The sequence below is a fragment of the Streptomyces sp. NPDC045846 genome (assembly GCF_056431605.1).
The window spans coordinates 49,359-73,533 of sequence record NZ_JBWKKJ010000012.1 but is presented as its reverse complement, the minus strand read 5'-3'; the positions used below and the strand labels follow the sequence as shown (position 1 = coordinate 73,533).

General features: G+C 71.7%; 16 protein-coding genes. 4 read left to right on the top strand and 12 right to left on the bottom strand.

The window, feature by feature from the left end:
• Positions 1–127: 127 nt before the first annotated feature.
• Positions 128–658, top strand: a complete 531-nt coding sequence (locus AC07F3_RS30815; RefSeq protein ID WP_479117699.1) for a TerD family protein — start codon at positions 128–130, stop codon at positions 656–658.
• A 121-nt stretch (positions 659–779) separates the two neighbouring features.
• Here the strand turns inward: AC07F3_RS30815 and AC07F3_RS30810 are convergent, their stop codons facing one another.
• Positions 780–3,674 (bottom strand): vitamin B12-dependent ribonucleotide reductase, encoded by a 2,895-nt coding sequence (locus AC07F3_RS30810; protein WP_479117698.1) that lies wholly within the window; start codon positions 3,672–3,674, stop codon positions 780–782.
• Between the two features lie 155 nt (positions 3,675–3,829).
• Positions 3,830–4,351, bottom strand: a complete 522-nt coding sequence (nrdR, locus tag AC07F3_RS30805) for a transcriptional regulator NrdR (RefSeq protein WP_479117697.1) — start codon at positions 4,349–4,351, stop codon at positions 3,830–3,832.
• A 555-nt stretch (positions 4,352–4,906) separates the two neighbouring features.
• Between nrdR and lexA the strand changes: the two genes are divergently transcribed.
• Positions 4,907–5,698 (top strand): transcriptional repressor LexA, encoded by a 792-nt coding sequence (gene lexA, locus AC07F3_RS30800; RefSeq protein WP_114040937.1) that lies wholly within the window; start codon positions 4,907–4,909, stop codon positions 5,696–5,698.
• 110 nt (positions 5,699–5,808) lie between these two features.
• On the opposite strand, the gene AC07F3_RS30795 is transcribed toward lexA, so the two are convergent.
• From AC07F3_RS30795 to AC07F3_RS30775, 5 genes are read right to left on the bottom strand one after another with little or no spacing between them, the layout of a single operon-like run.
• Positions 5,809–7,779 (bottom strand): ATP-dependent DNA helicase, encoded by a 1,971-nt coding sequence (locus tag AC07F3_RS30795; protein WP_479117696.1) that lies wholly within the window; start codon positions 7,777–7,779, stop codon positions 5,809–5,811.
• A gap of 37 nt (positions 7,780–7,816) precedes the next feature.
• Positions 7,817–9,745 (bottom strand): IucA/IucC family protein, encoded by a 1,929-nt coding sequence (locus tag AC07F3_RS30790; protein WP_479117695.1) that lies wholly within the window; start codon positions 9,743–9,745, stop codon positions 7,817–7,819.
• Positions 9,746–9,805: 60 nt separating this feature from the next.
• Complete coding sequence (locus AC07F3_RS30785) at positions 9,806–10,681, bottom strand: GNAT family N-acetyltransferase (protein ID WP_479117694.1); 876 nt, start codon at positions 10,679–10,681, stop codon at positions 9,806–9,808.
• Between the two features lie 30 nt (positions 10,682–10,711).
• The gene (locus AC07F3_RS30780; protein ID WP_479117693.1) at positions 10,712–12,580 is read right to left on the bottom strand and encodes an IucA/IucC family protein; all 1,869 of its coding nucleotides are present in this window, start codon (positions 12,578–12,580) and stop codon (positions 10,712–10,714) included.
• A 37-nt stretch (positions 12,581–12,617) separates the two neighbouring features.
• Complete coding sequence (locus tag AC07F3_RS30775) at positions 12,618–14,027, bottom strand: diaminobutyrate--2-oxoglutarate transaminase family protein (RefSeq protein ID WP_479117692.1); 1,410 nt, start codon at positions 14,025–14,027, stop codon at positions 12,618–12,620.
• Between the two features lie 348 nt (positions 14,028–14,375).
• Here AC07F3_RS30775 and AC07F3_RS30770 point away from each other — a divergent pair, with 348 nt between their 5' ends.
• Positions 14,376–15,596, top strand: a complete 1,221-nt coding sequence (locus AC07F3_RS30770) for a trypsin-like serine peptidase (RefSeq protein ID WP_479117691.1) — start codon at positions 14,376–14,378, stop codon at positions 15,594–15,596.
• 172 nt (positions 15,597–15,768) lie between these two features.
• Positions 15,769–16,932 (top strand): trypsin-like serine peptidase, encoded by a 1,164-nt coding sequence (locus AC07F3_RS30765; protein WP_479117690.1) that lies wholly within the window; start codon positions 15,769–15,771, stop codon positions 16,930–16,932.
• Positions 16,933–17,010: 78 nt separating this feature from the next.
• Here AC07F3_RS30765 and hflX read toward each other — a convergent pair whose 3' ends face one another.
• From hflX to AC07F3_RS30740, 5 genes are all read right to left on the bottom strand, one after another.
• Positions 17,011–18,513 (bottom strand): GTPase HflX, encoded by a 1,503-nt coding sequence (hflX, locus tag AC07F3_RS30760; protein WP_114040943.1) that lies wholly within the window; start codon positions 18,511–18,513, stop codon positions 17,011–17,013.
• Between the two features lie 226 nt (positions 18,514–18,739).
• Entirely contained in the window at positions 18,740–20,203 is a 1,464-nt protein-coding gene (locus AC07F3_RS30755; RefSeq protein ID WP_479117689.1) for a M1 family metallopeptidase, read from the bottom strand.
• 106 nt (positions 20,204–20,309) lie between these two features.
• The gene (locus AC07F3_RS30750; RefSeq protein WP_479117688.1) at positions 20,310–22,394 is read right to left on the bottom strand and encodes a RelA/SpoT family protein; all 2,085 of its coding nucleotides are present in this window, start codon (positions 22,392–22,394) and stop codon (positions 20,310–20,312) included.
• A gap of 208 nt (positions 22,395–22,602) precedes the next feature.
• Positions 22,603–23,466, bottom strand: coding sequence for a diaminopimelate epimerase (dapF, locus tag AC07F3_RS30745; RefSeq protein ID WP_479117687.1), 864 nt, complete (start codon positions 23,464–23,466; stop codon positions 22,603–22,605).
• A 64-nt stretch (positions 23,467–23,530) separates the two neighbouring features.
• Positions 23,531–24,100: a hypothetical protein gene (locus tag AC07F3_RS30740; RefSeq protein WP_479117842.1), complete on the bottom strand. Its 570-nt coding sequence runs from the start codon at positions 24,098–24,100 to the stop codon at positions 23,531–23,533.
• Between the last annotated feature and the right edge of the window lie 75 nt (positions 24,101–24,175).

Below are 24,175 nucleotides of genomic sequence, written 5' to 3'. Positions count from 1 at the left end.
CCCCGCCCGGCACCATGATCGCCGCCAGGAGGCCGGGCGCCAACCCGTTGACCGAACGACTTTCCCGCACGGCCGTGACAGCATGGGAGGGGTGCGGGGCGCAGGGCAGACACGGGGAGGGGTATGCATGAGCGGCATCGGCAAAGGGCTCGGCACGGTCGAGGTGGCGCTGCGCTGGGACCCCAGCCCGCTCGGCTCACCCGCCCACGACCTCGACGTGGTCGCGGGCGTCTATCCGGCGGCCGCCCCCTGCGGACCGCCCGACTACTGTGTGTACTTCGACCACCGCTCCCCCGACGGCACGATCTGGCTGGACCGCGACAGCCGGACCGGGCAGGGCCTCGGCTATGACGAGGTCATGACCCTGGACCTCGGCCGCATGTCCGCCGAGCACGGGCGCGTGCTGGTCGGCGTCGTCATCCAGCAGGGGTCGGGACGGCTCGTCTTCGGCGACGTGGCCGACCCGGGCGTCCGCGTCCGGGACGGATACACCGAGCTGTCCCGGCACGGCTTCGCGGAGGTGGCGGGCGCCAGAGCGGCGACGGTCGCGGAGTTCGTCCGGAACGCCTCGGGCGCGTGGGAGTTCCGCGAGGACGTCCGCGGTTTCGACCTCGACCCGGACGCCTTCATCGCGGCCATGGGCGCCGCGACCGCCTGAGCCGGACCCCGCCCGCCCCACACGCCCGAGGGGACCGGCGGTCGCCGGTCCCCTCAGTACGTCACCGGTCAGCCGGACCGGCGGGCTCCACCGGACGCTTCAGTCCGGCGGAGCCGCGGTGTCAGCTGCAGCCGCTGGTCGAGCCGCAGCCCTCGCAGATGTAGCAGGAGCCGGCCCGCTGCATCTTCGTACCGCAGGAGAAGCAGAGCGGCGCGTCCGCGCTGACGCCGAGCTGCATCTCGACGAGCTCGGCCGAGTTGTGCGCGACCTTCGGGGCCTCGACCGCGACCGGCGTCGGCGAGGAGACGGCCTTCAGGGGCTCCGTCTGGCGCGGGGCCGACTGGGCCAGGCTCTCCACGTCCAGCTCGTCGTCCTCCAGGGTCGGCTCGTACGAACCGGTGTCCAGGTGGCGCTGGCGCTCCTCGGCGGAGTGGATGCCGAGCGCCGAGCGGGTCTCGAACGGCAGGAAGTCGAGCGCCAGGCGGCGGAAGATGTAGTCGACGATCGACTGCGCCATCCGCACGTCCGGGTCGTCCGTCATGCCGGCCGGCTCGAAGCGCATGTTGGTGAACTTCGAGACGTAGGTCTCCAGCGGCACGCCGTACTGGAGGCCGACGGAGACGGCGATCGAGAAGGCGTCCATCATGCCCGCGAGGGTGGAGCCCTGCTTGGACATCTTGAGGAAGACCTCGCCGAGACCGTCGTCCGGGTAGGAGTTGGCGGTCATGTAGCCCTCGGCGCCACCCACCGTGAAGGAGGTGGTGATCCCCGGGCGGCCCTTGGGGAGGCGCTTGCGGACCGGGCGGTACTCGACGACCTTCTCGACCGCGGTGCGGATGGTCTCCTCGGCCTTGGTGGTGACCGCCTCCTTCTCCTTCTCCTTGGTCTTGGCGGAGAGGGGCTGGCCGACCTTGCAGTTGTCGCGGTAGATCGCGAGCGCCTTGACGCCCATCTTCCACGCCTCGAAGTAGACCTCTTCGACGTCCTCGACGGTCGCCGTCTCCGGCAGGTTGACCGTCTTGGACAGCGCGCCCGAGATCCACGGCTGGATGGCGGCCATCATGCGGACGTGGCCCATCGCGGAGATGGAACGCTCGCCCATGGCGCAGTCGAAGACCTCGTAGTGCTCGGGCTTCAGGCCCGGGGCGTCGATGACGTTCCCGTTCTCGGCGATGTGGGCGACGATCGCCTCGATCGCCTCCTCCTGGTAGCCGAGGCGGCGCAGCGCCTGGGGCACCGTGCCGTTGACGATCTGCATCGAGCCGCCGCCGACCAGCTTCTTGAACTTGACCAGGGCGAGGTCGGGCTCCAGGCCGGTGGTGTCGCACGACATGGCGAGACCGATGGTGCCGGTCGGCGCGATGACCGAGGCCTGCGCGTTACGGAAACCGTTCTTCGCGCCGAGCCGGATCACGTCCTGCCAGGCCTCCGTGGCGGCGGCCCAGATCGGGTTGTCCAGGTCGTCCATGTGGACGGCCGCGGCGTTGGCGTCGGCGTGCTGCTTCATGACGCGCTGGTGCGGCTCGGCGTTGCGGGCGTAGCCGTCGTACGCGCCGACGACCGCGGCGAGCTCGGCGGAGCGCTTGTACGAGGTACCGGTCATCAGGGAGGTGATGGCGCCGGCGAGCGCGCGGCCGCCGTCGGAGTCGTACGCGTGGCCCGTGGCCATCAGCAGGGCGCCGAGGTTGGCGTAGCCGATGCCGAGCTGGCGGTAGGCGCGGGTGTTCTCGCCGATCTTCTGGGTCGGGAAGTCCGCGAAGCAGATGGAGATGTCCATCGCGGTGATGACGAGCTCGACGACCTTGGCGAAGCGCTCGACCTCGAAGGACTGGTGGCCCTTGCCGTCGTCCTTGAGGAACTTCATCAGGTTCAGGGACGCGAGGTTGCAGGACGTGTTGTCCAGGTGCATGTACTCGCTGCACGGGTTCGAGCCGTTGATGCGGCCGGACTCGGGGCAGGTGTGCCAGTGGTTGATGGTGTCGTCGTACTGGATGCCGGGGTCGGCGCAGGCCCAGGCGGCCTCGGCCATCTTGCGGAAGAGCGACTTGGCGTCGACCTCTTCGATGACGTCACCGGTCATGCGGGCCCGCAGCCCGAACTTGCCGCCGGTCTCGACGGCCTTCATGAACTCGTCGTTCACGCGGACCGAGTTGTTGGCGTTCTGGTACTGGACGGACGTGATGTCGTCGCCGCCCAGGTCCATGTCGAAGCCCGCGTCGCGCAGCGCGCGGATCTTCTCCTCTTCCTTCACCTTGGTCTCGATGAAGTTCTCGATGTCGGGGTGGTCGACGTCGAGGATGACCATCTTGGCCGCGCGGCGGGTGGCGCCGCCGGACTTGATGGTTCCGGCGGAGGCGTCGGCACCGCGCATGAAGGAGACGGGGCCCGAGGCGTTGCCGCCGGAGGACAGCAGCTCCTTGGAGGAGCGGATGCGGGAGAGGTTCAGGCCGGCGCCGGAGCCGCCCTTGAAGATCATGCCCTCTTCCTTGTACCAGTCGAGGATGGACTCCATGGAGTCGTCGACGGCCAGGATGAAGCAGGCCGAGACCTGCTGCGGCTGGGGCGTGCCGACGTTGAACCACACCGGCGAGTTGAAGCTGAAGATCTGGTGCAGGAGTGCGTACGCCAGCTCGTGCTCGAAGATCTCGGCGTCGGCGGGCGAGGCGAAGTATCCGTACTCCTCGCCGGCCTTCGTGTAGGTCTTCACGATCCGGTCGATGAGCTGCTTGAGACCGGTCTCGCGCTGCGGGGTGCCGACGGCCCCGCGGAAGTACTTGCTGGTGACGATGTTGACCGCGTTCACCGACCAGAAGTCGGGGAACTCGACGCCACGCTGCTCGAAGTTGACCGAGCCGTCGCGCCAGTTGGTCATGACGACGTCACGGCGCTCCCAGGCCACCTCGTCGTACGGATGCACGCCGGGGGTGGTGTGGATGCGCTCGATGCGCAGACCCTTGGTGGCCCTGGATCCCTTGGCTCGGGAGCCTCGTGCCGGGCCGCTCGCCGTCTCTGTCATTGCCGCCTCCCATACGCGGGCAAAAACGCCCAAAAGTGCCTGAATGTTCCCAGGGCACGGTGTTTGTCTGTTGCCACGGGCGCAGCAGAAGCTCACCCCTGGCAGGTCCTGGATTGCCGCCGATCGGCGACCGCGGGCCCGTGCGGGCCCCTCGGTCAGTCGGCGGCGGTGGCGGGCACGGGGACCTCGGGGGTCGCGCCGGCCACGCACTCGTCTGATTGGCCTGCGGGAGGCTGCCGCTCGCGGAGTTCCACGATGGCGGCCTCGAAGTCTTCGAGCGTGTCGAAAGCCCGGTAAACGGACGCGAAGCGCAGGTACGCGACGAGGTCGAGCTCCTGCAACGGGCCGAGTATGGCGAGCCCCACGTCGTGGGTGGTCAGCTCGGCGCTGCCGGTGGCGCGCACCGCCTCTTCGACCCGCTGGCCGAGCTTGGCGAGGGCGTCCTCGGTGACGGGCCGCCCCTGGCATGCCTTGCGGACGCCGGAGATGACCTTGGTACGGCTGAAGGGTTCGGTGACGCCGGATCGCTTGATGACCATCAGCGAGGCCGTCTCCACCGTCGTGAAGCGACGGGAGCAGTCGGGGCACTGGCGCCGCCGGCGGATCGACGTACCGTCGTCGGTCGTACGGCTGTCGACGACACGGCTGTCGGGGTGCCTGCAGAAGGGGCAGTGCATGGTTCCCAACCCTCCTTCACAGCACGACTGAATAGCCTCACCGGGCTCGGAAACCTCCCGCGAAGCGACCACAAGCATAGGCGATGGCCAGGGCCTTGAAGGACCATGGACCACAACTTCTGGGTGGCTGCACCAATCCAACCACTAGATCTAGGGTTTCGCCGTTTATCCAGCCCTACCGCGTGTCGGCGAACCCCGGCCGCGGCCCGGCGATTTCCGGCCGCCCAAGAGGTTACGGGAAGCGCGTCGCAACGCGGGGTCGCGGGGTGCTGGATGACAGACTGGGCGCCGGCGCGGCGTCCTCGTGAGCGACACGCGGCGGCCGCCGGAACGGTCCCCGAAGGGGAGGACGCCGAGCGTCCGCCCCGGCGGTGAAGGGTACCGTAATCGACCGAATTGCCGTTCGACGGGCCCCCAATCGGGACTCGCACATACACCCACCCGCGAGGCCACGGAGCGCGTTCTGCGATTTTTCACTCGAACGTGTGTTTGGCGCAACCTTTCGAAAGCAACTACCGTTGTCCAGCTAGGGAGACCATTTCGAGAGGGGCCGACGTGACCACCACCGCAGACAGTGCCACCATCACTGCCCAGGACCGCTCCCAGACCCGACTTGAGCCGGTGCATGCCATGAATGACGCAGTCACGAACCAGGGGGCGGACGCCGGGCGGCCTGCCCGCTCCCTGCCAGGCCGCCCTCCAGGGATCAGGGCGGACAGCTCGGGGCTCACCGACCGGCAGCGCCGGGTCATCGAGGTCATCCGGGACTCCGTGCAGCGGCGTGGTTACCCGCCGTCGATGCGGGAGATCGGCCAGGCCGTCGGCCTCTCCAGCACCTCCTCCGTCGCCCACCAGCTCATGGCCCTGGAGCGCAAGGGCTTCCTGCGCCGCGACCCGCACCGGCCGCGCGCGTACGAGGTCCGCGGCTCCGACCAGCCGAGCAGCCAGCCCACCGACACCGCGGGCAAGCCCGCCGCGTCGTACGTGCCGCTGGTCGGCCGGATCGCCGCCGGTGGCCCGATCCTCGCGGAGGAGTCGGTCGAGGACGTCTTCCCGCTCCCCCGCCAGCTGGTCGGTGACGGCGAGCTCTTCGTCCTGAAGGTCGTCGGTGACTCGATGATCGAGGCCGCGATCTGCGACGGCGACTGGGTCACGGTGCGCCGCCAGCCCGTCGCCGAGAACGGCGACATCGTCGCCGCGATGCTCGACGGCGAGGCCACCGTCAAGCGCTTCAAGCGCGAGGACAACCACATCTGGCTGCTTCCGCACAACGCCGCCTACCAGCCGATCCCCGGCGATGACGCGACCATCCTGGGCAAGGTCGTGGCGGTGCTCCGGCGGGTCTGACCCCTCCGCCGGCTTCGACCGGGCCCCGGGACCCTCTGCGCCGGTCTCGGGGCCCTGCTGTGCCCCCGGCCCTTCGCGCTCCGCCCGCCGCGCGCGGGCGGAGCACCGGCCTACTTCCCGTCGGCCTTGGCCGCCGCGTCGATGGCCGCGAGCGAGCGGCGCGCCTGGTTTCGGTCCGTGGTGTACCAGAAGTCGGGCAGCGAGGCCCGCAGATAGCTGCCGTAGCGGGCGTTGGCCAGCCGGGGATCGAGCACCGCGACCACACCCCGGTCACCCGTCGCCCGTACGAGACGACCGGCGCCCTGGGCCATCAGGAGCGCGGCATGCGTGGCCGCCACCGCCATGAAGCCGTTGCCGCCACCCTCCTCCACCGCCTTCTGGCGGGCGCTCATCAGCGGATCATCGGGGCGCGGGAACGGAATCCGGTCCATGATCACCAGCTGGCAGCTCGGCCCCGGCACGTCGACGCCCTGCCACAGGGACAGCGTCCCGAACAGGCAGGTCTTCGGGTCGGCGGCGAAGGACTTGATCAGCTCGCCCAGCGTCTCCTCGCCCTGGAGCAGGATCGGATGGTCGAGGCGTCCGCGCAGCTCCTCGGCGGCGGCCTGGGCCGCCCGCATCGAGGAGAACAGGCCGAGGGTGCGCCCGCCGGCGGCCTCCACCAGCTCGGCCAGCTCGTCCATCATGTCGCCGCGCGAACCCTCCCGGCCCGGTGTGGCCAGATGCTTGGCGACGTAGAGGATGCCCTGCTTGGGATAGTCGAAGGGCGAGCCGACGTCCAAGCCCTTCCACTGCGGGACGTCATCGCCGGGGGTGCCTTCCGGGGAGAGCCCCAGCGAGGCGCCCACGCCGTTGAAGTCGCCGCCCAGCTTGAGCGTCGCTGAGGTGAGGATCACCGAACGGTCCGTGAAGAGCTTCTCCCTGAGCAGGCCCGACACCGACAGCGGGGCGACCCGCAGGGAGGCGCCGAAGCGGTCGTGGCGCTCGTACCAGACCACGTCCCACTCAGAGCCGTTGGTGATGCGCTCCGCCACGCCGTGCACCGTCTCCACCATGGCGAGGGCCTGCTTGCGCACCGCGTTCTCGTCCTGGACGGACTTGTCGCGCGTGGAGCCGAGCGCCGAGACCACCTCGCGGGCGGCGTCGCGCAGCGCCATCAGCGCATAGCCCAGGTCCTCCGGGATCTCCTCCAGGCGGCCCGGCAGGGCCAGCTCCATCACCCGCTCGAAGCCCTCGGCGGCCGTCTGAAGCCCGTCGGCCACCTTCTCGTTGACCAGCTTCGCGCTGCGCCGCACGGCCCGGTTGACCTGGCCGGGGGTGAGCTCGCCGGTGGCGACGCCGGTGACCCGGGAGACCAGCTCATGGGCCTCGTCGACGATCAGCACCTCGTGCTGCGGCAGCACCGGGGCGCCCTCGATCGCGTCGATGGCGAGCAGGGCGTGGTTGGTGACTACGACGTCGGAGAGCTTGGCGCGCTCACGGGCCATCTCCGCGAAGCACTCCGCCCCGTACGCGCACTTCGTGGCGCCCAGGCATTCACGGGAGGACACCGATGCCTGCGCCCACGCCTTGTCCGAGACGCCCGGGGTCAGGTCGTCGCGGTCGCCGGTCTCGGTCTCGTCCGCCCAGTCCCGCATCCTGAGCAGGTCCTGGCCGAGCTTGCTGGTGGGGGCTGCCGCCTCGAACTGGTCGAAGAGCCCCTCCTCCTCGTCCTGCGGCGCGCCCTCGTGGAGGCGGTGCAGGCACAGGTAGTTCGAGCGGCCCTTCAGCATGGCGAACTGGGGGCGCCTGCGCAGCAGTGGATGCAGCGCCTCCACGGTGCGCGGCAGGTCGCGCTCGACGAGCTGGCGCTGGAGCGCCAGCGTGGCCGTGGCGATCACGACGCGCTCCCCGTGCGCCAGGGCCGGCACCAGGTAGCCGAGGGACTTTCCGGTGCCCGTCCCGGCCTGGACCAGCAGGTGGGAGCTGTCGTCGACGGCGTCGGCGACAGCCGTCGCCATGGTGACCTGGCCAGGCCGCTCCACGCCGCCGACGGCGGTGACGGCGGCGTGCAGGAGCTCGGGGAGTGAAGGCTTTGTCATAGCCAGACCACCCTAAGGCTCGCCACTGACAATCCGATCACTCCGCCGGTGCGAGGGGGTTCGCCACGGTGCCGTGAACGGTGGCGTGCGGCCGCTCGGAGCGGTCCCGGTAGCCGTCGGTGTGCAGCCGGTTGCGGTTGAGGCAGAGCCGGTCGATCCGGGGCGTGAGCAGGTCGAAGGTCTCGTAGCGGTCCTTCTCGTGGGGAAAGCGCGCCTGGTGCCGCAGGATCTCCTCGCGCACCAGCGCCCAGAAGTCGGCCTCGGCGACGCCCAGTTGGTCCTCGCACAGCGGCGCCAGGAAGCGGTAGACCCCCACGAAGAGCCCCGAGTGGATGAACTGGGTGAGGAAGGAGGGCGCCTCGGTGAGCAGGATGTTCCGCACGTCCTGCGGCATCGAGTCGTGCTCGGGAAGGTGCTCGGCGCTCACGTTGATGTCGTCGACGAAGTCCTTGATCGCCAGGCGTACGGGCACGTCCCGCTCGTCGAAGACGACGATGGCGTTCTCGCCGTGCGGCGAGAAGACCGTTCCGTAGCGGTAGAGGAAGTGGAGCAGCGGCGGCAGCATGGCGCTGAAGAGCCGGCGCAGCCAGACCCGGGGCGCGAGGCCCGAGCGGGCGACGAGCTCGGCGGTGAAGGCACGCCCGTCGGCGTCGGTGTGCAGCAGCGCGGCGAGGGTGCGGGCCCGTTCGCCCCCGGCGAGCCGGGGCAGCAGTGGCTCGCGCCAGATCGCGCCCAGCAACTCCTTGTACTGGTAGGGCACTTCGCCGATGCGGTCGTACAGCGGGTGTTCCACGGCGACCGAGGCGACCTCGCCGAGAAGGATCACGCGGCACTCGTCGCGCAGGAAGGCGTCCGTCTCGCACAGGCCCTGCACCCAGGTCGTGACGGCGGGCGCGGCGACGGTGCGCTCTGTGGGCAGGCCCCGCCAGACCAGGGTGTTGAGGATGGACAGCGGGAGCTTCACCGTGTGGCGCTCGGGCCGCGAGAGGTTGAGGAAGGTGCGGATGGACTGCTGCGCGAGCCGTACGTCGCCGTCGGTGGGGAGCGGCACCACGGCGTTGTCGGCGACGGCCGGGGCGAAGAGCGGAAGGATCATTTCAGTCCACTGCCAGGGGTGGACGGGCAGATAGAGGTACGCCGCCGGATCCAGGCCCCGGGCCCGCAGCGCGGCGGCGAAGGACTCGCGGACGGCGGCGTCGAGCTCGCGGGCGTAGAGCCGCTCCGGCGTGGCCAGGCTCTGGACGCCCCGGTAGGTGGCGAGGTCGGTGCGCACGGCGATCCACGGCAGCCTGGCCGGAGTGCGGGCTTCCGGGCTCCAGCGTGCGGCGTCGTCGGCGGAGAAGCCGAGCCGGCCCTTGTTGAGCACCAGCCAGGGGTGGCCGGTCTGGTGGCCCTCCAGCTCCGCGTAGGGCAGGTCGGCGAGCTGGGCCGCCGACAGGGCGGTGGTGTGCAGGCGGGTGTCCGCGGCCAGGGTGGCGGAGAGCTCCCGTACGAGGTGGCCGAAGGTGGCGCCGTCCACGCCGAGGGTCCGGCGGGCGAGGGCGAGGAAGCGGACCGGGTCGCCGAACGGGCGGCCCGCGGGCGGGTGAGGTCGGCCGGACGCGGTCGGGGCGCCGGATTCCGCGGCGGGCGGGGGGCTCTGCTCGACGAGCCGGACGGAGTCGGGATCCACCCGCCAGCCGCCGTAGGCGCCGCGTTTGGCCCGGAAGGTCAAGGTGCTGCCGTCGTCCAGCGTGAAACCGTACTGACCTGCGTTTTTCCCGTCCGGACCGGCGTTGTCAGTGGCGGGACCTACCGTTGGTTTCACGATTTCCTCGTACGCGAAGGCTCCGATCATCTTCGCCAGGAGGAGGCGTGCCGCACGGTCCCAGGCCTCGCGGTTCAGCTCGGGCGGGGCCAGCAGCCCGGGCAGGGCCCCGGGGTCGGGAAGGCCGCGGGAGTCATGGAGGGAAGGAGGGTTCGGCACGGAGACTCCTCGGAGTGGAACCGATTCGGGGTAAGGGGGGCATGCGGAGCGGCGGGGCGTTCACAGCAGGTTCCTGAGCGCGCGGTCGCGGACCATCAGGGCGGCTCGCTTGTCGGGCAGGTCGACCTCCGCGTGGAAACGGAAGCCGGCGCTGAGGAACGCGGAGATGGAGGGGGTGTTGCGCAGATCGGGTTCGGCGATCACACGGGGGCAGTGCGGGCGGTTGTCGATGACCAGGTCGGCCACGGCCCTGAGCAGGGTGGTCCCGACACCCCGCCCGCGATCGGCGACGCCGCCGATGAGCAGATGGATCCCGGTGTCGTGCGGGCGGGCCGGATAGTGGCGGGCCAGCGGGTCCAGGTCCGCCCGGTAGATCTCCCAGTAGCTCATGGGGGTGGTGCCGAGGACGCCCAGGCAGGGCACGCTGCGGCCGTCGCCGTCCAGTTGGTTGCGCAGATGGGCGGCGGTGACGGAGGCGGGTCCCGCAAGGTCCCAGAAGGCGGCCACGGCCGGGTCGTTCATCCACTGGGTGAGGAGGGGGAGGTCGCGGTCGAGACGTACGGGGACGAGGCGGAACGCTCCGAGGGGCGTGGTGGCGGGCGCCCAGTCGCCGGGGGAATCGAGCAGGTCCTCCACAACGGGATGCGCCCACCGGGCTGCGCCGTCCGGCGGGGCCGGCAGGTCGCCGCCGGGGCGTGAGCCGTCGGCCGGGAGGGGCTCGGCGGTCGCGTGCGCGATCGCCGGGTCCGCCGGAGCGGCAGCGGCGCCCCGCTCGCCGGTCCGGCCGGGGGCCGACCCGCCGGGAGCGGCGGCCGGGTCGGCGAACAGGGCGACCAGTTCGTCGGGCAGCTCCAGGTCCAGGGTGTCCTCGGCCGCCTCCCCCGGTTGGGGGGGCGGGCCGGTGCCGGCGTCGGTGCTCGCATCGGTGGGAGGCACGGCGACGCTCCTCTCAGCAGTTCGTAAGGGTCAAGTTCCGTCGGTGTGAAGGGGGTTGGCGATGGTGACGTAGACGGACTGGGTGTCGACCGGGCCGACGAGCTCGTCGAGACCGTGCAGCCGGGTCAGCAGGTTGGCCTTGCAGCGCAGCGTGGCGCTGTCCAGCAACTGGGCGGGCAGGGGCGAGCCGAGGTCGACGGCCTTGGTGAGGAACTGGCGCAGGGCGGCGAGGAGCACGCGTTCGTCGGCGAGGTGCTGGGCGCCGAAGGCTCCGACGAGACCGAGGACGTTGTTGATGCCGAGGTAGTAGGCGAAGCGCTCGTCGGTGACGGCGTCGGCCACGAAGGTGTCGCTGGCGGCGCCGATGCCGGGCAGCCGCCGCTCCAGGGCCGCGCGGCACGACTCGCGGAAGTAGTAGCCCTGGTTGTCGCGGTAACGGCCGCCCACGGGCCAGCCGTTGGGGTCGAGCAGGACAATGGTGTTCTGCTGGTGCGCCTCCAGGGCGATGCCTGCCGTGCCGTCCAACCAGAGCAGCGGGCGTACGACCTGGTCGAGGTAACGCAGGAACCACTCGGCTGACACGGCCGTGGTGGGCCGGCCGGTGCGGGCGGCGAGCCGGCCCACGATCTCGGCCAGGCGCGAATGCGTCCCGGATCGGCCCGGCATGGGGCGCGGGGCGGTGAGCGCGGCGATGCAGACGGCGTCGTCGGTGGTGGTGAAGGGGTTGTGGCGGACCACGACGTCGAGCCCCGGCACCGGTGCGCCGTCCGGGGTGTCGACGGCCAGCCAGGCGGGGTCGCGGACGATGTCGAAGCAGGGGTGCGCGGACTGCCACTCCTCGCCGAGGCCCGCCCGCAACAGCCGGTGGACCTCCACGCCCCGGTGGAGTTCCTTGCGCAGGTTCTCCCGGCGGGAGTTGGTGATGCGTACGCCGAGCGACAGCTTGAGCATGGCGTCGGCGCCGGGGCGGTGGACGGTGCGGACCGACGACGTGGGGTGCCAGTCGTCGCCGTACGGGCCCAGGTCGTGCAGGAGTCCGGCGGCGAGGAGGGCCGCGACGGCCGGGCGCTGGACGACGTCGCGGGCCTGCCAGGGGTGGAGGGGCAACGGGACGGTGCCGGGCGGGAGTTGGAGGCCCTCCGCGAACCGCTGGGTCAGCGCTCCGGCGGCGACGGTGCGGCCGCCCTCGGTCCACGCCGAGTCGGCGGCCAGCACCGAGGGGTCGACGGCCATCCAGTGCAGCGGGAAGGAGCCGTGCAACTCGGGCGAGTAGCGGCGCACTTCGGTCTCGGAGAGGCCCTCGCGGCTTTTCGGGGTGGGGTGCAGCGGGTGGCCCAGGAGGAGGGACTGTTCGGCGGTGAGGAAGAGATCGGCCGTCTCGCGGGGGCCGGGGCGGGTGCGCCGGTCGGCGATGAAGTCCGCGGTGCGGCGCACCGAGTCGGCGACGCGGCCCACGAGGTCGGCGCCCTCGCTCTGGCCCGCCTCGCGGCCGAGCAGGGCGGCGACGGTGACGGCGTCCGCGGGCGGCGCGTCGGCGGAGCCGCCTTCCAGGGCGGGCCGACCGAAGCGGTGCCAGCCGGTGGCCGACCAGTACGCCACGGGCACGAGCAGGGCGGTGCCGCTGGCGGGCAGCGGGATGCGCAGCACCGGGCCGTCCGGCGCGGCCAGGTCGTTCTCCCGCACCCAGCAGCGCAGCAGGTTCTCGACGGCGGCCGCTTCGGCGGCGGCCTCCGGGTCGGCCGCGTCCAGCGGGTCCGGGTCGAGGCGGGCGGTGAGTCGTTCGCCGTGGATCCCGGCCTTCTGGCGCGGCACGGTCGTCGGCTCGGCCACCAGCGGGCCGCGGTGGGCGGTGACAGGGCCGTCGGCCTCGTGCGCGTCGGATGCGGGAGTGGGGTTCACGGCGGTCTTCCTTGGGAGCTCGTGGGGTGGTCCTGGGTCAGTGGGACGGCCCGGTCTCGGCCCGGTGGTGCCCGGCGGTCCCGGAGCGGGCGCCCGGCCGCGCGGAGCGTGCGGCGGCGGCCAGCGCGTCGGCGAGCCGGTCGAGGACGGCCACGGCCTGTTCGTCGGTGAGGGTGAGCGGGGGCAGCAGCCGTACGACGCTGGAGTGGCGCCCGCCGAGCTCGACGATGAGGCCGCGCCGCAGGCACTCCCGCTGCACGGCGGAGGCGAGGGCGGGCGCGGGCGGCGGCGGGTTCCCGGTGCTGAGGTCCTCGCGCTCCGGGTCGACGAGCTCGACGCCGATCATCAGGCCCCGGCCGCGTACGTCGCCGATGCAGGGGTGGTCGGCGGCGAGGCCCTGCAACTGGCCGAGCATCCGGGCGCCGAGCACGGCCGCGCGGTCGGCCAGCCGGTTCTCGCGGACGAAGGCGAGGGTGGCCGCGCCCGCCGCCATGGCGAGCTGGTTGCCGCGGAACGTCCCGGCGTGCGCGCCCGGTCCCCAGGCGTCGAGGCCCTCCCGGTAGACGATCACGGCGAGGGGCAGCGAGCCGCCGATGGCCTTGGAGAGCACCATGACGTCGGGCACCACCCCGCTGTGCTCGACCGCCCAGAAGGTCCCGGTGCGTCCGACGCCCGTCTGCACCTCGTCGGCGATCAGGGGGATGGAGCGGCTCGCGGTGATCTCGCGCATGCGGCGCATCCAGGTGTCCGGCGCCGGGACCACCCCGCCCTCGCCCTGCACCGGTTCGAGGATCATCCCGGCGGGCGCGGGAACCCCGCCCTTGGGGTCGTCGAGGAGGTTCTCGGTCCAGCGGGCGGCGGTCTCGGCTCCGCGTTCGCCGCCGATCCCGTACGGGCAGCGGTAGTTCTGCGGATAGGGCAGCCGGGTCACCCCGGCGTCCCGGCCGCCGCCGGAGACGGCGAGGGCGCCCGCGGTCATGCCGTGGTAGGCGCCGGTGAAGGCGAGCATCCCGCTGCGGCCGGTCGCGATGCGGACCAGCTTCAGTGCGGCCTCCACCGCGTCCGTGCCGGCCGGCCCGCAGAACTGGATCCGTCCGTGCTCGGCGAGTTCGCGCGGCAGGGTGGCGAACAGCTCGGTGGTGAAGGCGTCCTTGACCGGCGTCGCGAGATCGAGGATGTGCAGCGGCGCCCCCGAGTCGAGGACCTTGCGGATCGCTTCGAGCACGACGGGGTGGTTGTGCCCGAGCGCCAGTGTTCCGGCGCCCGAGAGGCAGTCGAGATAGCGCCGTCCGTCCGCGCCCTCGATCGTCAGCCCGCGCGCCCGCACCGGCACGATGGGCAGCGAACGGGCATAGGTGCGCGCCGCCGACTCCCTGAGGGACTGCCTGCGCAAAAGGCCCTCGGAGGTGCCGAGCGGCGCCGCCGGAGCTGGTTCGGTCACGGCCACGACTGCTGGTCCTCCCGCTGTGACGGTTCCGTATCGCGTCCGTTGCGCGGTGCGTACTCCCACGCTGAACGCTGACCTGATGTCCCCCGTACGTACCAACGACGCCGACACCGCGGGATCACGGCCTGGCGCCAAGTTCCTTGGCTTCAGGCAAGGTTCGCCTTACCAGGGCGGGCCCGGGGTCCCGGCGGGACGGAACCGCGGCCCTGCCGCGCACCGTCCCCCTCGGCACCGGCATAGTGGGGGCCGCACCGGCGGCACCGGCCCATGGCGCCGCGGTTCACGAGTGCGTTCACGAGCTCAGAAGACGAAGACGCTTTGATGACGAAGTTCCAGGGGGAATTCGAGATGCGACCGACACGCCCGTCCAGCGCCGAGCGCACGGGGAGGAGAACGCGTCGCGGAGCCTCCTCCATGCTCGCGGCCCTCGGCCTCACGGCCGCGCTGGCGCTGACCGCCACCGCGTGCGGGCCCGGGGACTCCACCGCCGACAGCAAGCCGACCGCCGCGGCCACGGGCGACAGCGGCAAGCTCCAGATCCCGGACGACGTCAAGGACCAGCTCAAGAAGCACGGGATCGACCCGGACAAGTGGAAGAACGGCGAGTGGCACAACTGGGACCGCGCCAAGTGGCTGCGCGAGGCCAAGGACTACGTCAACCCGATCATCCAGGACCTGTGGGACCCGGACCGGATGCGCAAGGCGGACAAGCCCCCGGAGAAGGCCGTCCCCAATGACATCTCCGGCGACAAGGGCGTCACGGACCGCACGCCGCTGCCCGTCAAGGCCGCCGCGGTGCAGGCTCCGTACCACCAGAGCCTGCCGGAGCTGGGCAAGCTGTTCTTCGACAGCCCCGAGGGTTCGATGGTGTGCTCCGCCACCGTCGTGAAGGACCCGGCGCACCCCGGCAAGTCCAACATGGTGTGGACCGCGGGTCACTGCGTGCACGCGGGCGCCAAGGGCGGCTGGTACCGCAACATCGCCTTCGTCCCCTCGTACAACAACTCCAGCCTGCCGACGGCGCAGCTCCAGAAGGCCACCAAGCAGCAGATCGCCCCGTACGGCGTCTACTGGGCGGACTGGGCGCAGACCTCGCAGCAGTGGATCGAGGGGGGCGGCCCGACCGGCGGCCAGGGCGCTCCGTACGACTTCGCGGTGCTGCACGTGACGCCGGAGAAGGGCTCCAACGGCAAGTCCCTGGAGGAGACGGTCGGCGGGGCGCTTCCGGTGGACTTCGACGCCCCGGCCGTGCCGAAGATCAGCGCCATGACGGCCAACGGCTTCCCGGCCGCGCCGCCTTACGACGGCCAGAAGCTGTACCAGTGCAAGGACAAGCCGGGCCGGCTGTCCCTCGACGCGAGCCTGCCGACGATGTACCGCATCGGCTGCACCATGACCGGCGGCTCCTCCGGCGGCGGCTGGATCGCCACGGGCTCGGACGGCAAGCCGTCACTCGTCTCCAACACCTCCATCGGCCCGGTCACCGCGGGCTGGCTGGCCGGGCCGCGGCTCGGCAAGGAGGCCAAGGGCGTCTACGACTCGGTGAGCACCAAGTACGCCGGGCAGTAGCGCTTTGCGGGGGTCCTGTGAACGCCGGGGCCCCCGTTCGTACCCCCCGTGCCGAGCAGGCATAGTAGGGGGCTGCACGGTGGCGGACGGGTCACAGACCCGCTCACCGTACTGACAAGTACATGGCAAAACCTGCTCTCAACGGGCAGGCTCATCAGGGGGAATCGTTTTCATGCGATCCATACGTCCGTTGCTGGCCGCTTCCGGCCTCGCCACGGCTCTCGCGCTGACCGCCACCGCGTGCGGTCCGGGCGGGAACGACGCGGACAGCAAGCCGTCCGCCTCCGGCTCCGCCCAGGCCGATCCCACCTCTTCCGCCTCCCTGGCCGACACCCTCAAGAAGCACGGGGTCGACCTCAACAAGTGGAAGGACGGCGGATGGAAGAACTGGGACAAGGACAAGTGGCTTCGTGAGGCCAAGGACTTCGTCAACCCGGTGATCGACGGCTTGTGGAAGCCCGACCGGATGAAGTCCGCCAAGGACCCGCAGAAGACCATGGCCGCCGGTGACGTCAACGGCGGTACGGGCATCTCCGACCCCGAGCCGGCACCTGTCAGGGCCGTCCAGGAGAAGCTGCCGTACCACAAGTTCGCGGCCCCGGTCGGCAAGGTGTTCTTCGACTCCCCCGAGGGCCCCATGGTGTGCTCGGGCACCGTCGTGAAGGACCCGGCGCACCCCGGCAAGTCCAACATGGTGTGGACCGCGGGCCACTGCGTCCACCAGGGCGGCTCCGGTGGCTGGTACCGCAACATCGCCTTCGTGCCCTCGTACAACGACCAGGGCAAGTCGGCCGCGGCGCTGAACAACGCGCAGCCGCAGGAAGTCGCGCCCTATGGCGTCTACTGGGCCGACTGGGCCTCGACCTCCGGTGAGTGGATCAAGGACGGCGGCCCGACCGGCGGCACCGGCGCGCCGTACGACTACGCGGTGCTGCACGTGAAGCCGCAGAACGGCTCCAAGTCCCTGGAGGAGACGGTCGGCAACGCGCTGACGGTCAACTTCTCGGCCCCGCAGGCCCACTCCGTGGGCGCGATGGGCGCCTGGGGCTACCCGGCGGCCCCGCCGTACGACGGCCTGCAGATGTTCAAGTGCGTCGACCGTCCCGGCCAGCTGTCCATCAGCCCCGGCACTCCCGCGATGTACCGCATCGGCTGCACCATGACCGGCGGCTCCTCCGGCGGCGGCTGGTTCATGAACGGCCCCGACGGCACGTCGCAGCTGGTCTCCAACACCTCGATCGGACCGGTCACTTCGGGCTGGCTGGCCGGCCCGCAGCTCGGCGCGGGCGCGAAGGCGCTCTTCGACGCGATGAGCGCGAAGTACGGCGGCCAGTAACCCCGGACGCCCACAGGGCCCGCCCCCTCCTGAGAGGGGGCGGGCCCTGCGTCGTACGTTCAGCGGCGGCGCGTTCCGTCAATGCGCGGCCGGCACATAGGGAGCGAGCTCGGCGGCGAGCACCTCGTGCACCCGGGCCTTGAGCACGGTGCCCTCCGCCACGTGCTCCTCGGAGATCACCTCGCCCTCGGCGTGCGCCCGGGCGACCAGCTGTCCGTGCGTGTACGGCACCAGCGCCTCGATCTCGATCTCGGGGCGCGGCAGTTCGCTGTCGATGAGCGCGAGGAGCTCCTCGATGCCTTCGCCGGTGCGGGCCGAGACGGCGATGGAGTGCCGCTCGATCCGCAGCAGCCGCTGGAGCACCAGCGGGTCCGCCGCGTCCGCCTTGTTGATCACCACGATCTCGGGCACGTCGACCGCGCCCACATCGCGGATGACCTCGCGCACGGCCGCCAGCTGCTCCTCCGGATCGGGGTGCGCGCCGTCCACCACGTGCAGGATCAGGTCGGAGTCGCCGACCTCCTCCATGGTGGAGCGGAACGCCTCGACCAGGTGGTGCGGCAGATGCCGGACGAATCCGACGGTGTCGGCCAGCGTGTACAGCCGCCCGCTGGGCGTCTCGGCCCGGCGCACGGTCGGGTCGAGGGTGGCGAACAGCGCGTTCTCCACCAGCACGCCCGCGCCCGTGAGGCGGTTGAGCAGCGAGGACTTTCCGGCGTTGGTGTATCCGGCGATGGCGACCGAGGGCACCTTGTTGCGGCGGCGCTCCTGGCGCTTGATCTCGCGGCCGGTCTTCATCTCCGCGATCTCACGGCGCATCTTCGCCATCTTCTCGCGGATCCGGCGCCGGTCCGTCTCGATCTTGGTCTCACCGGGACCACGGGTGGCCATGCCGCCGCCACCGCTGGACCCGCCGCCGCCCATCTGACGCGACAGCGACTGACCCCAGCCGCGCAGGCGCGGCAGCATGTACTGCATCTGCGCGAGCGAGACCTGCGCCTTGCCCTCACGGGACTTGGCGTGCTGGGCGAAGATGTCGAGGATCAGCGCGGTCCGGTCGACCACCTTGACCTTCACGACGTCTTCGAGGTGGATCAGCTGGCCGGGGCTCAGCTCACCGTCGCAGACCACCGTGTCCGCGCCGGTCTCCAGCACGATGTCCCGCAGCTCCTGCGCCTTGCCGGAGCCGATGTAGGTGGCCGGGTCGGGCTTGTCACGGCGCTGATAGACGCCGTCGAGCACCAGGGCGCCCGCCGTCTCGGCCAGGGCCGCGAGCTCCGCCAGCGAGTTCTCCGCGTCCTTGAGCGTCCCCGTGGTCCATACGCCGACCAGCACCACGCGCTCCAGGCGCAGCTGCCGGTACTCGACCTCGGTGACGTCCTCGAGCTCGGTGGAGAGGCCCGCCACGCGTCGCAGCGCGGCGCGCTCGGAGCGGTCCAGCTGTTCGCCGTCGCGCGCTCCGTCGATCTCGTGGCTCCAGGCGACGTCCTCTTCCATCAGGGCATCGGCCCGAAGGCTCTCCGTGCGGTGCGTGTCCGCGAAGCTCTGCTCGTCCTGGGAAGGGGATGAAGAGGAGGTCATTGGATCCTTTACGTCGTTGGAATTCCGGACCGGAATCCGCGAGGGAGACCGGTTGTGTCGGTCACAACGCGTAATGGGCCCCAATGATTCCCGGAGGAGGGTCCGGCCCCGGCTGCGCCGCCGACGTGAACGATGGTCGCACGGGGCCTCCGGGAGCGTCACCCCGGTTTTCGGGCCCTGCCCGGCCGGGGCGGGGCCCGGTAGGCCCCGTCACCCGCGCCCGGCGTCAGGACCGCTTCGGCGTCTGGCTGTGCCAGTCCGGGTGGCCGGGCATCGACGGCGTCTTCTCCCCGTACAGCCACGCCTTGAAGAACCCGGACAGATCACGCCCCGCGATCTGTGAGGCCAGTGCGGAGAAGTCGCCGGTCGTGGCGGTGGCGTCCCGGTGGTCGCGCACCCAGCGCCGCTCGAGGCGCTCGAAGGCCCTCGTGCCGATCTCCTCGCGGAGGGCGTAGAGCACCAGGGCGCTGCCGTCGTAGACGATCGGGCGGAAGATGCCGATCTTCTGGCCGGGGGCGGCCGCCCGGGGCGCCGCGGGAGGGCCGCCCGCGGCGCGCCAGCCGTCGGACAGGGCATAGGCGGCCCGCATCCGCTGCTCCATCGGCCGCTTGCCGAATTCCTCGGCATAGCGCGCCTCGTACCAGGTGGCGTGCCCCTCGTTCAGCCAGAGGTCCGACCAGCTGCGCGGCGAGACGCTGTCCCCGAACCAGTGGTGCGCCAGCTCGTGCACCATGACCGAGTCGACGTACCACTCGGGGAATCCCGGCCGGACGAACAGCGACCGCTCGAACAGGGACAGGGTCTGCGTCTCCAGCTCGAAGCCGGTCTCGGCGCCCGCGATCAGCACCCCGTACGTCTCGAAGGGGTAGCGCCCGACCTGCCGCTCCATCCACTCGATCTGCCCGGGCGTCTTCTTCAGCCAGGGCTCCAGCGTGGCCTGGTCGGCCGCCGGGACCACGTCGCGGACGGGCAGCCCGTGCGGCCCCTCGCGGTGCAGCACCGCCGAGTGCCCGATCGACACCTGGGCCAGCTCGGTCGCCATGGGGTGGCCGCTGCGGTACGTGGAGACGATCTGCCCGCCGTGGCGCTCGCGCGCGGTGGGCAGCCCGTTGGCCACGACCGTCACGTCCGCCGGGGCGGTCACCCGGAAGGTGAAGTACGCCTTGTCCGAGGGATGGTCGTTGCACGGGAAGACCCGGTGGGCGGCGTCGGCCTGATTGGCCATCACCAGACCGTCGGTGGTCCGCACCCAGCCGCCGTCACGCGCCGCGTTCGGGTCGCTGGTGTGCCGTACGACGATCCGCAGCGGCTCACCGGCATGGACGGGGCTCCGCGGGGTGAGCACCAGGTCCTCGTCCGCGCTCGCGAACTCCGCCGGCCGCCCGTTGACCTCGACGCCGTGCACCGTGCCCCGCGCGAAGTCGAGGTTGATCCGCTCCAGATCGGCCGTCGCCACGGCGTCGATGGTGGTGACGGCCTCCATCGGCTTCCTGTTGTCGCCCGGATAGGTGAGCCCGATGTCGTACGCGAGCACGTCGTAGCCGGGGTTGCCCAGCGTCGGGAACAAGGGGTCCCCGATTCCCAGGGGCACCGGGGCGGGCAGAGCCGCGGCGACTACGGAGGCCGCGGCCGCGGCCAGCAGCACGGCGCGCAGTCGGCGGGAACGGGGGCGGCGGGGGGTGAGCGGCATGCCCTACGGCTACCAGCGCGCGGGGCCGCGGGTCCGCCGACTCGCATGGAGGCCACCCGAACGGGGGCTGGCGGGACGCGCCGGACGAACGGTAGACCGCCTCGGCTCAGCCCGCGGCCGCCGGATGCTGGGCGCGGCTCACGTCGTACACCCCCGCCACGTCGCGCATGGCCCGCATGAGGGCGGGCAGGCCTGCGGCGTCCGGGAGTTGGAGGGTGTAGGTGTGCCGGACCCGTTGCTCGCTGGGGGGTTCCACCGTGGCGGAGACGATGGCCGCGCCCGCGGTGGCGATGGCCTCGGTGAGGTCGGCCAGGAGGCGGGGGCGCCCGAAGGCCTCGGCGACCAGGGTGACCCTGCATTCCGCGGCGTCCCCCCAGCGCACCTCCACGGGCGCGCGGCCCAGCGCCTTCATGCGGGCGACGGCCGGACACTCCTCGCGGTGGACGGTCACCGCCGCCCCGCGCACCGAGAAACCGGTGACCTCGTCGGGCGGCACGGGGGTGCAGCACCCGGCGAGCCGTACGGTCACATCGGGCAGGTCGGTCACCGCGTTGGCGGCCGCGCGCCGGTCGGCCGGGACGTTGACCTGCGGCCGGGGCGCGGCGGCCGGCACTTTGACGCCCTCCGGGTTGACCGCGAGCCAGCCGCTGATCGCGATCCGGGCGGCGGGCGTCCTGGCGTGGTCGAGCCACTCGGCGGAGGGGCCGGAGGTGGCGTCCTGGGCGAGCAGGGGCTGCACGGTGTCGCCGTCGTTCAGGACCGTACTGAGCGTCGCCAGGCGGCCGTTGACGCGCGCCCCGATACAGCTGTGGGCGTCCTCGCCGTACTGCGCGTACGCGGCGTCCACACAGCTCGCGCCGGCCGGCAGGACCAGGGTGTGGCCGTCGGCGCAGAAGACCGTGATCTCGCTGTCCCCCGCCAGTTCCTCGCGCAGGGAGGACCAGAAGGTGTCGGGGTCGGGGGCGTTCTGCTGCCAGTCCAGGAGGCGGGAGAGCCAGCCGGGCCGCGTGGGGTCCTCGCGTTCGTCCCCCGGCTGCTGGGCCCCGTCGCCGGGTCCCCCCGCGTACGGGTTGCCGAGCGCGATGACCCCGGCCTCGGCGACCTTGTGCATCTGGTGCGTACGGATGAGGACTTCGGCCACTTCGCCGCCGGGGCCGACGACGGCCGTGTGGAGCGACTGGTAGAGGTTGAACTTGGGGGACGCGATGAAGTCCTTGAACTCGGAGACCACTGGCGTGAAACAGGTGTGCAGTTCGCCCAGGACCGCGTAGCAGTCGGCGTCCTCGGCGACCAGGACGAGCAGCCGGCCGAAGTCGCTGCCGCGCAGCTCACCCCGCTTGAGCTGCACCCGGTGCACGGAGACGAAGTGGCGTGGCCTGATGAGGACTTCGGCGTTGATCCCTGCCTCGCGCAGCACCCCGCGCACCCCGTCGGCGATCCCGGTGAGCGGGTCGACCGTGCCGGAGTTGGCCGCGATCAGGAGCCGGGTGCGCTCGTATTCCTCGGGGTGCAGGATCGCGAAGACCAGGTCCTCCAGTTCGGACTTGAGGGCCTGGACGCCGAGCCGTTCGGCGAGCGGGATCAGGACGTCCCTGGTCACCTTGGCGATCCGGGCCTGTTTCTCGGGACGCATCACCCCGAGGGTGCGCATGTTGTGCAGCCGGTCGGCCAGCTTGATCGACATGACGCGTACGTCGTCGCCGGTGGCGACCAGCATCTTGCGGAAGGTCTCCGGCTCGGCCGCGGCTCCGTAGTCGACCTTCTCCAGCTTGGTGACGCCGTCCACCAGATAGGTGACTTCCTCGCCGAACTCGGCCCGCACCTGATCGAGCGTCACTTCGGTGTCCTCGACGGTGTCGTGGAGCAGCGACGCGGTCAGCGTGGTGGTCTCGGCGCCCAGTTCGGCGAGGATCAGCGTCACCGCGAGCGGATGCGTGATGTAGGGCTCGCCGCTCTTGCGGAACTGGCCGCGGTGGGACGTTTCGGCGAGCACGTACGCCCGGTGCAGCACGGCCAGGTCGGCGTCGGGGTGGTGGGCCCGGTGGGCGTCGGCGACGTGGCCGATTGCGTCGGGCAGCCGGTCCCGCGAGACCGGCCCGAGCAGTGCGGCGCGGCCCAGTCGGCGGAGGTCGATCCGGGGGCGGCCGCGTCGGCGGCTCTGCGCACCAGGATTCGTGGCCTCTGCACTCATGGGGCACCTCCGGCAGCATCGACCGGTGGTGGAGGGACCGGCGTGCCCCTCCGGACCGGTGCTTGATGCTACCGAGCCCACCACGTGGCGCAGTCCCGCTCTCGCTCAGCGTGAACCGGATCACCCATTCGAGCGAAGGTCCGGGACACAGCTGTTTCGATCCCGACCGCGCCGATCAAGGTGATCCGAACCACCCCGCGCGGCCCGGTCAGCCGGCCAGCAACGACGGATCGATGACGCCCTCGGCGACGATCACGGCGGGCCCGGTCATCTCGATCTCACCGTCCGGGTACTCGGTGATGACCAGGGTGCCGCCGGGCAGGTCGACGGTGTACGTGGCCGGGGTGCCGGTCGCCGCGGGGTCGACCCCGTCCCTGCGGGCGGCCGCGACGGCGACCGCGCAGGCGCCGGTCCCGCAGGAGCGGGTCTCGCCCGCACCCCGTTCGTGGACCCGCATCGCCACGTGCCCGGGGCCGCGGTCCACGACGAACTCGATGTTCACGCCGTCCGGGTAGACGTCCGCCGGGCTGAACGGGGGCACCGAACGCAGCTCGCCCGCGTGGTCCAGATCGGCCACGAAGGCGACGGCGTGCGGGTTGCCCATGTTCACGTTGCGCGCGGGCCAGCTGCGGCCGTCGACGCTGACCGTCACGCCGGCCTCGGGGAGCAGGGCACGCCCCATGGAGACCGTGATGTCACCGCCCTTGGCGAGGTGCACCTTCTTGACGCCGCCACGGGTGGCGACGGCCAGGTCGCCGTCCTCGACGAGCCCGGCACGCTGCAGGTAGCCGGCGAAGACGCGCACCCCGTTGCCGCACATCTCGGCGATCGAGCCGTCGCCGTTGCGGTAGTCCATGAACCATTCGGCTTCCCCGGCCATGGCCTTCGCCTCCGGGTGCGCCGCGCTGCGCACCACGTGGAGCAGGCCGTCGCCGCCGATTCCGGCCCGGCGGTCGCAGAGCCTGGCGACGGCGGACGCGGGCAGATCGAGGGCGTTGTCCGGGTCGGGGACGATCACGAAGTCGTTCTCGGTCCCGTGGCCCTTGAGGAAGGCGATCGGCGAAGTGTTCACGCGTCAATCGTACGGGGGCGCACCGACAGCGGGCCGGGACGGCCGCCCTGAACCGGCGTCGGGCTCAGCGGAGCCGGGCCACGCGCCAGATCGCGAGGGCGACGACCACACCGGCGACACCCACGTACAGGGCGAGGACCCGCCAGTCCGGGCGCTCCTTGGAGCCCCTGCCGGGCAGCCCCGGCCAGGTGTGGCCGACCCGGCGGGCGGCCATCATGCCCCAGCCGGCCGCGCAGCAGCTGATGAGGAGTCCGAGCATGGCCACGACCGGTCCGCCGTCGCCGAACTCGAAGGCCAGCGGGAAGGCGAACATGAGCGAGCCGACCGCCGCGAGCATCACGATGGGCGCGAGCTGCCAGATCCTCAACCGCCGCTGGGGGCGCAGCTCGACCTCGACCTCACCGCCGTCGGACATCGCTCCGACCGAGCCGTCCTCCGGCCCGTCGGGGCTCAGTCCCGAGGCGCCGAGCACGCCGGAACCCAGTGCCGGGGGCGTCGCCCCGGTGGCGTCCGCCGCCCCGTCGGCGGATTCCGCTTGCGCGGGGTTCGGCACCACCGCGCCGTGATCCGTCGAGCCCGGGCGCGCGGCGTCCTGCCGCGATCCTTGCTCTCTGTCGCGAGGGCCGGCCTCCATCGCCACGCGCCCTCCCAACTCGGACTCCACTGGTCGATCGACGTTTGATGATGGCACGCGCGAGAGTGCCGCATT

What these genes read in the sequence shown, in the direction of transcription:
- AC07F3_RS30765 (WP_479117690.1), top strand. Translation starts at nt 15,769, where the DNA reads ATGCGATCCATACGTCCGTTGCTGGCCGCTTCCGGCCTCGCCACGGCT.
- AC07F3_RS30815 (WP_479117699.1), top strand. Translation starts at nt 128, where the DNA reads ATGAGCGGCATCGGCAAAGGGCTCGGCACGGTCGAGGTGGCGCTGCGC.
- AC07F3_RS30750 (WP_479117688.1), bottom strand. Translation starts at nt 22,394, where the DNA reads ATGAGTGCAGAGGCCACGAATCCTGGTGCGCAGAGCCGCCGACGCGGC.
- AC07F3_RS30810 (WP_479117698.1), bottom strand. Translation starts at nt 3,674, where the DNA reads ATGACAGAGACGGCGAGCGGCCCGGCACGAGGCTCCCGAGCCAAGGGA.
- AC07F3_RS30770 (WP_479117691.1), top strand. Translation starts at nt 14,376, where the DNA reads ATGCGACCGACACGCCCGTCCAGCGCCGAGCGCACGGGGAGGAGAACG.
- hflX (WP_114040943.1), bottom strand. Translation starts at nt 18,513, where the DNA reads ATGACCTCCTCTTCATCCCCTTCCCAGGACGAGCAGAGCTTCGCGGAC.
- nrdR (WP_479117697.1), bottom strand. Translation starts at nt 4,351, where the DNA reads ATGCACTGCCCCTTCTGCAGGCACCCCGACAGCCGTGTCGTCGACAGC.
- AC07F3_RS30755 (WP_479117689.1), bottom strand. Translation starts at nt 20,203, where the DNA reads ATGCCGCTCACCCCCCGCCGCCCCCGTTCCCGCCGACTGCGCGCCGTG.
- AC07F3_RS30795 (WP_479117696.1), bottom strand. Translation starts at nt 7,779, where the DNA reads ATGACAAAGCCTTCACTCCCCGAGCTCCTGCACGCCGCCGTCACCGCC.
- AC07F3_RS30740 (WP_479117842.1), bottom strand. Translation starts at nt 24,100, where the DNA reads ATGGAGGCCGGCCCTCGCGACAGAGAGCAAGGATCGCGGCAGGACGCC.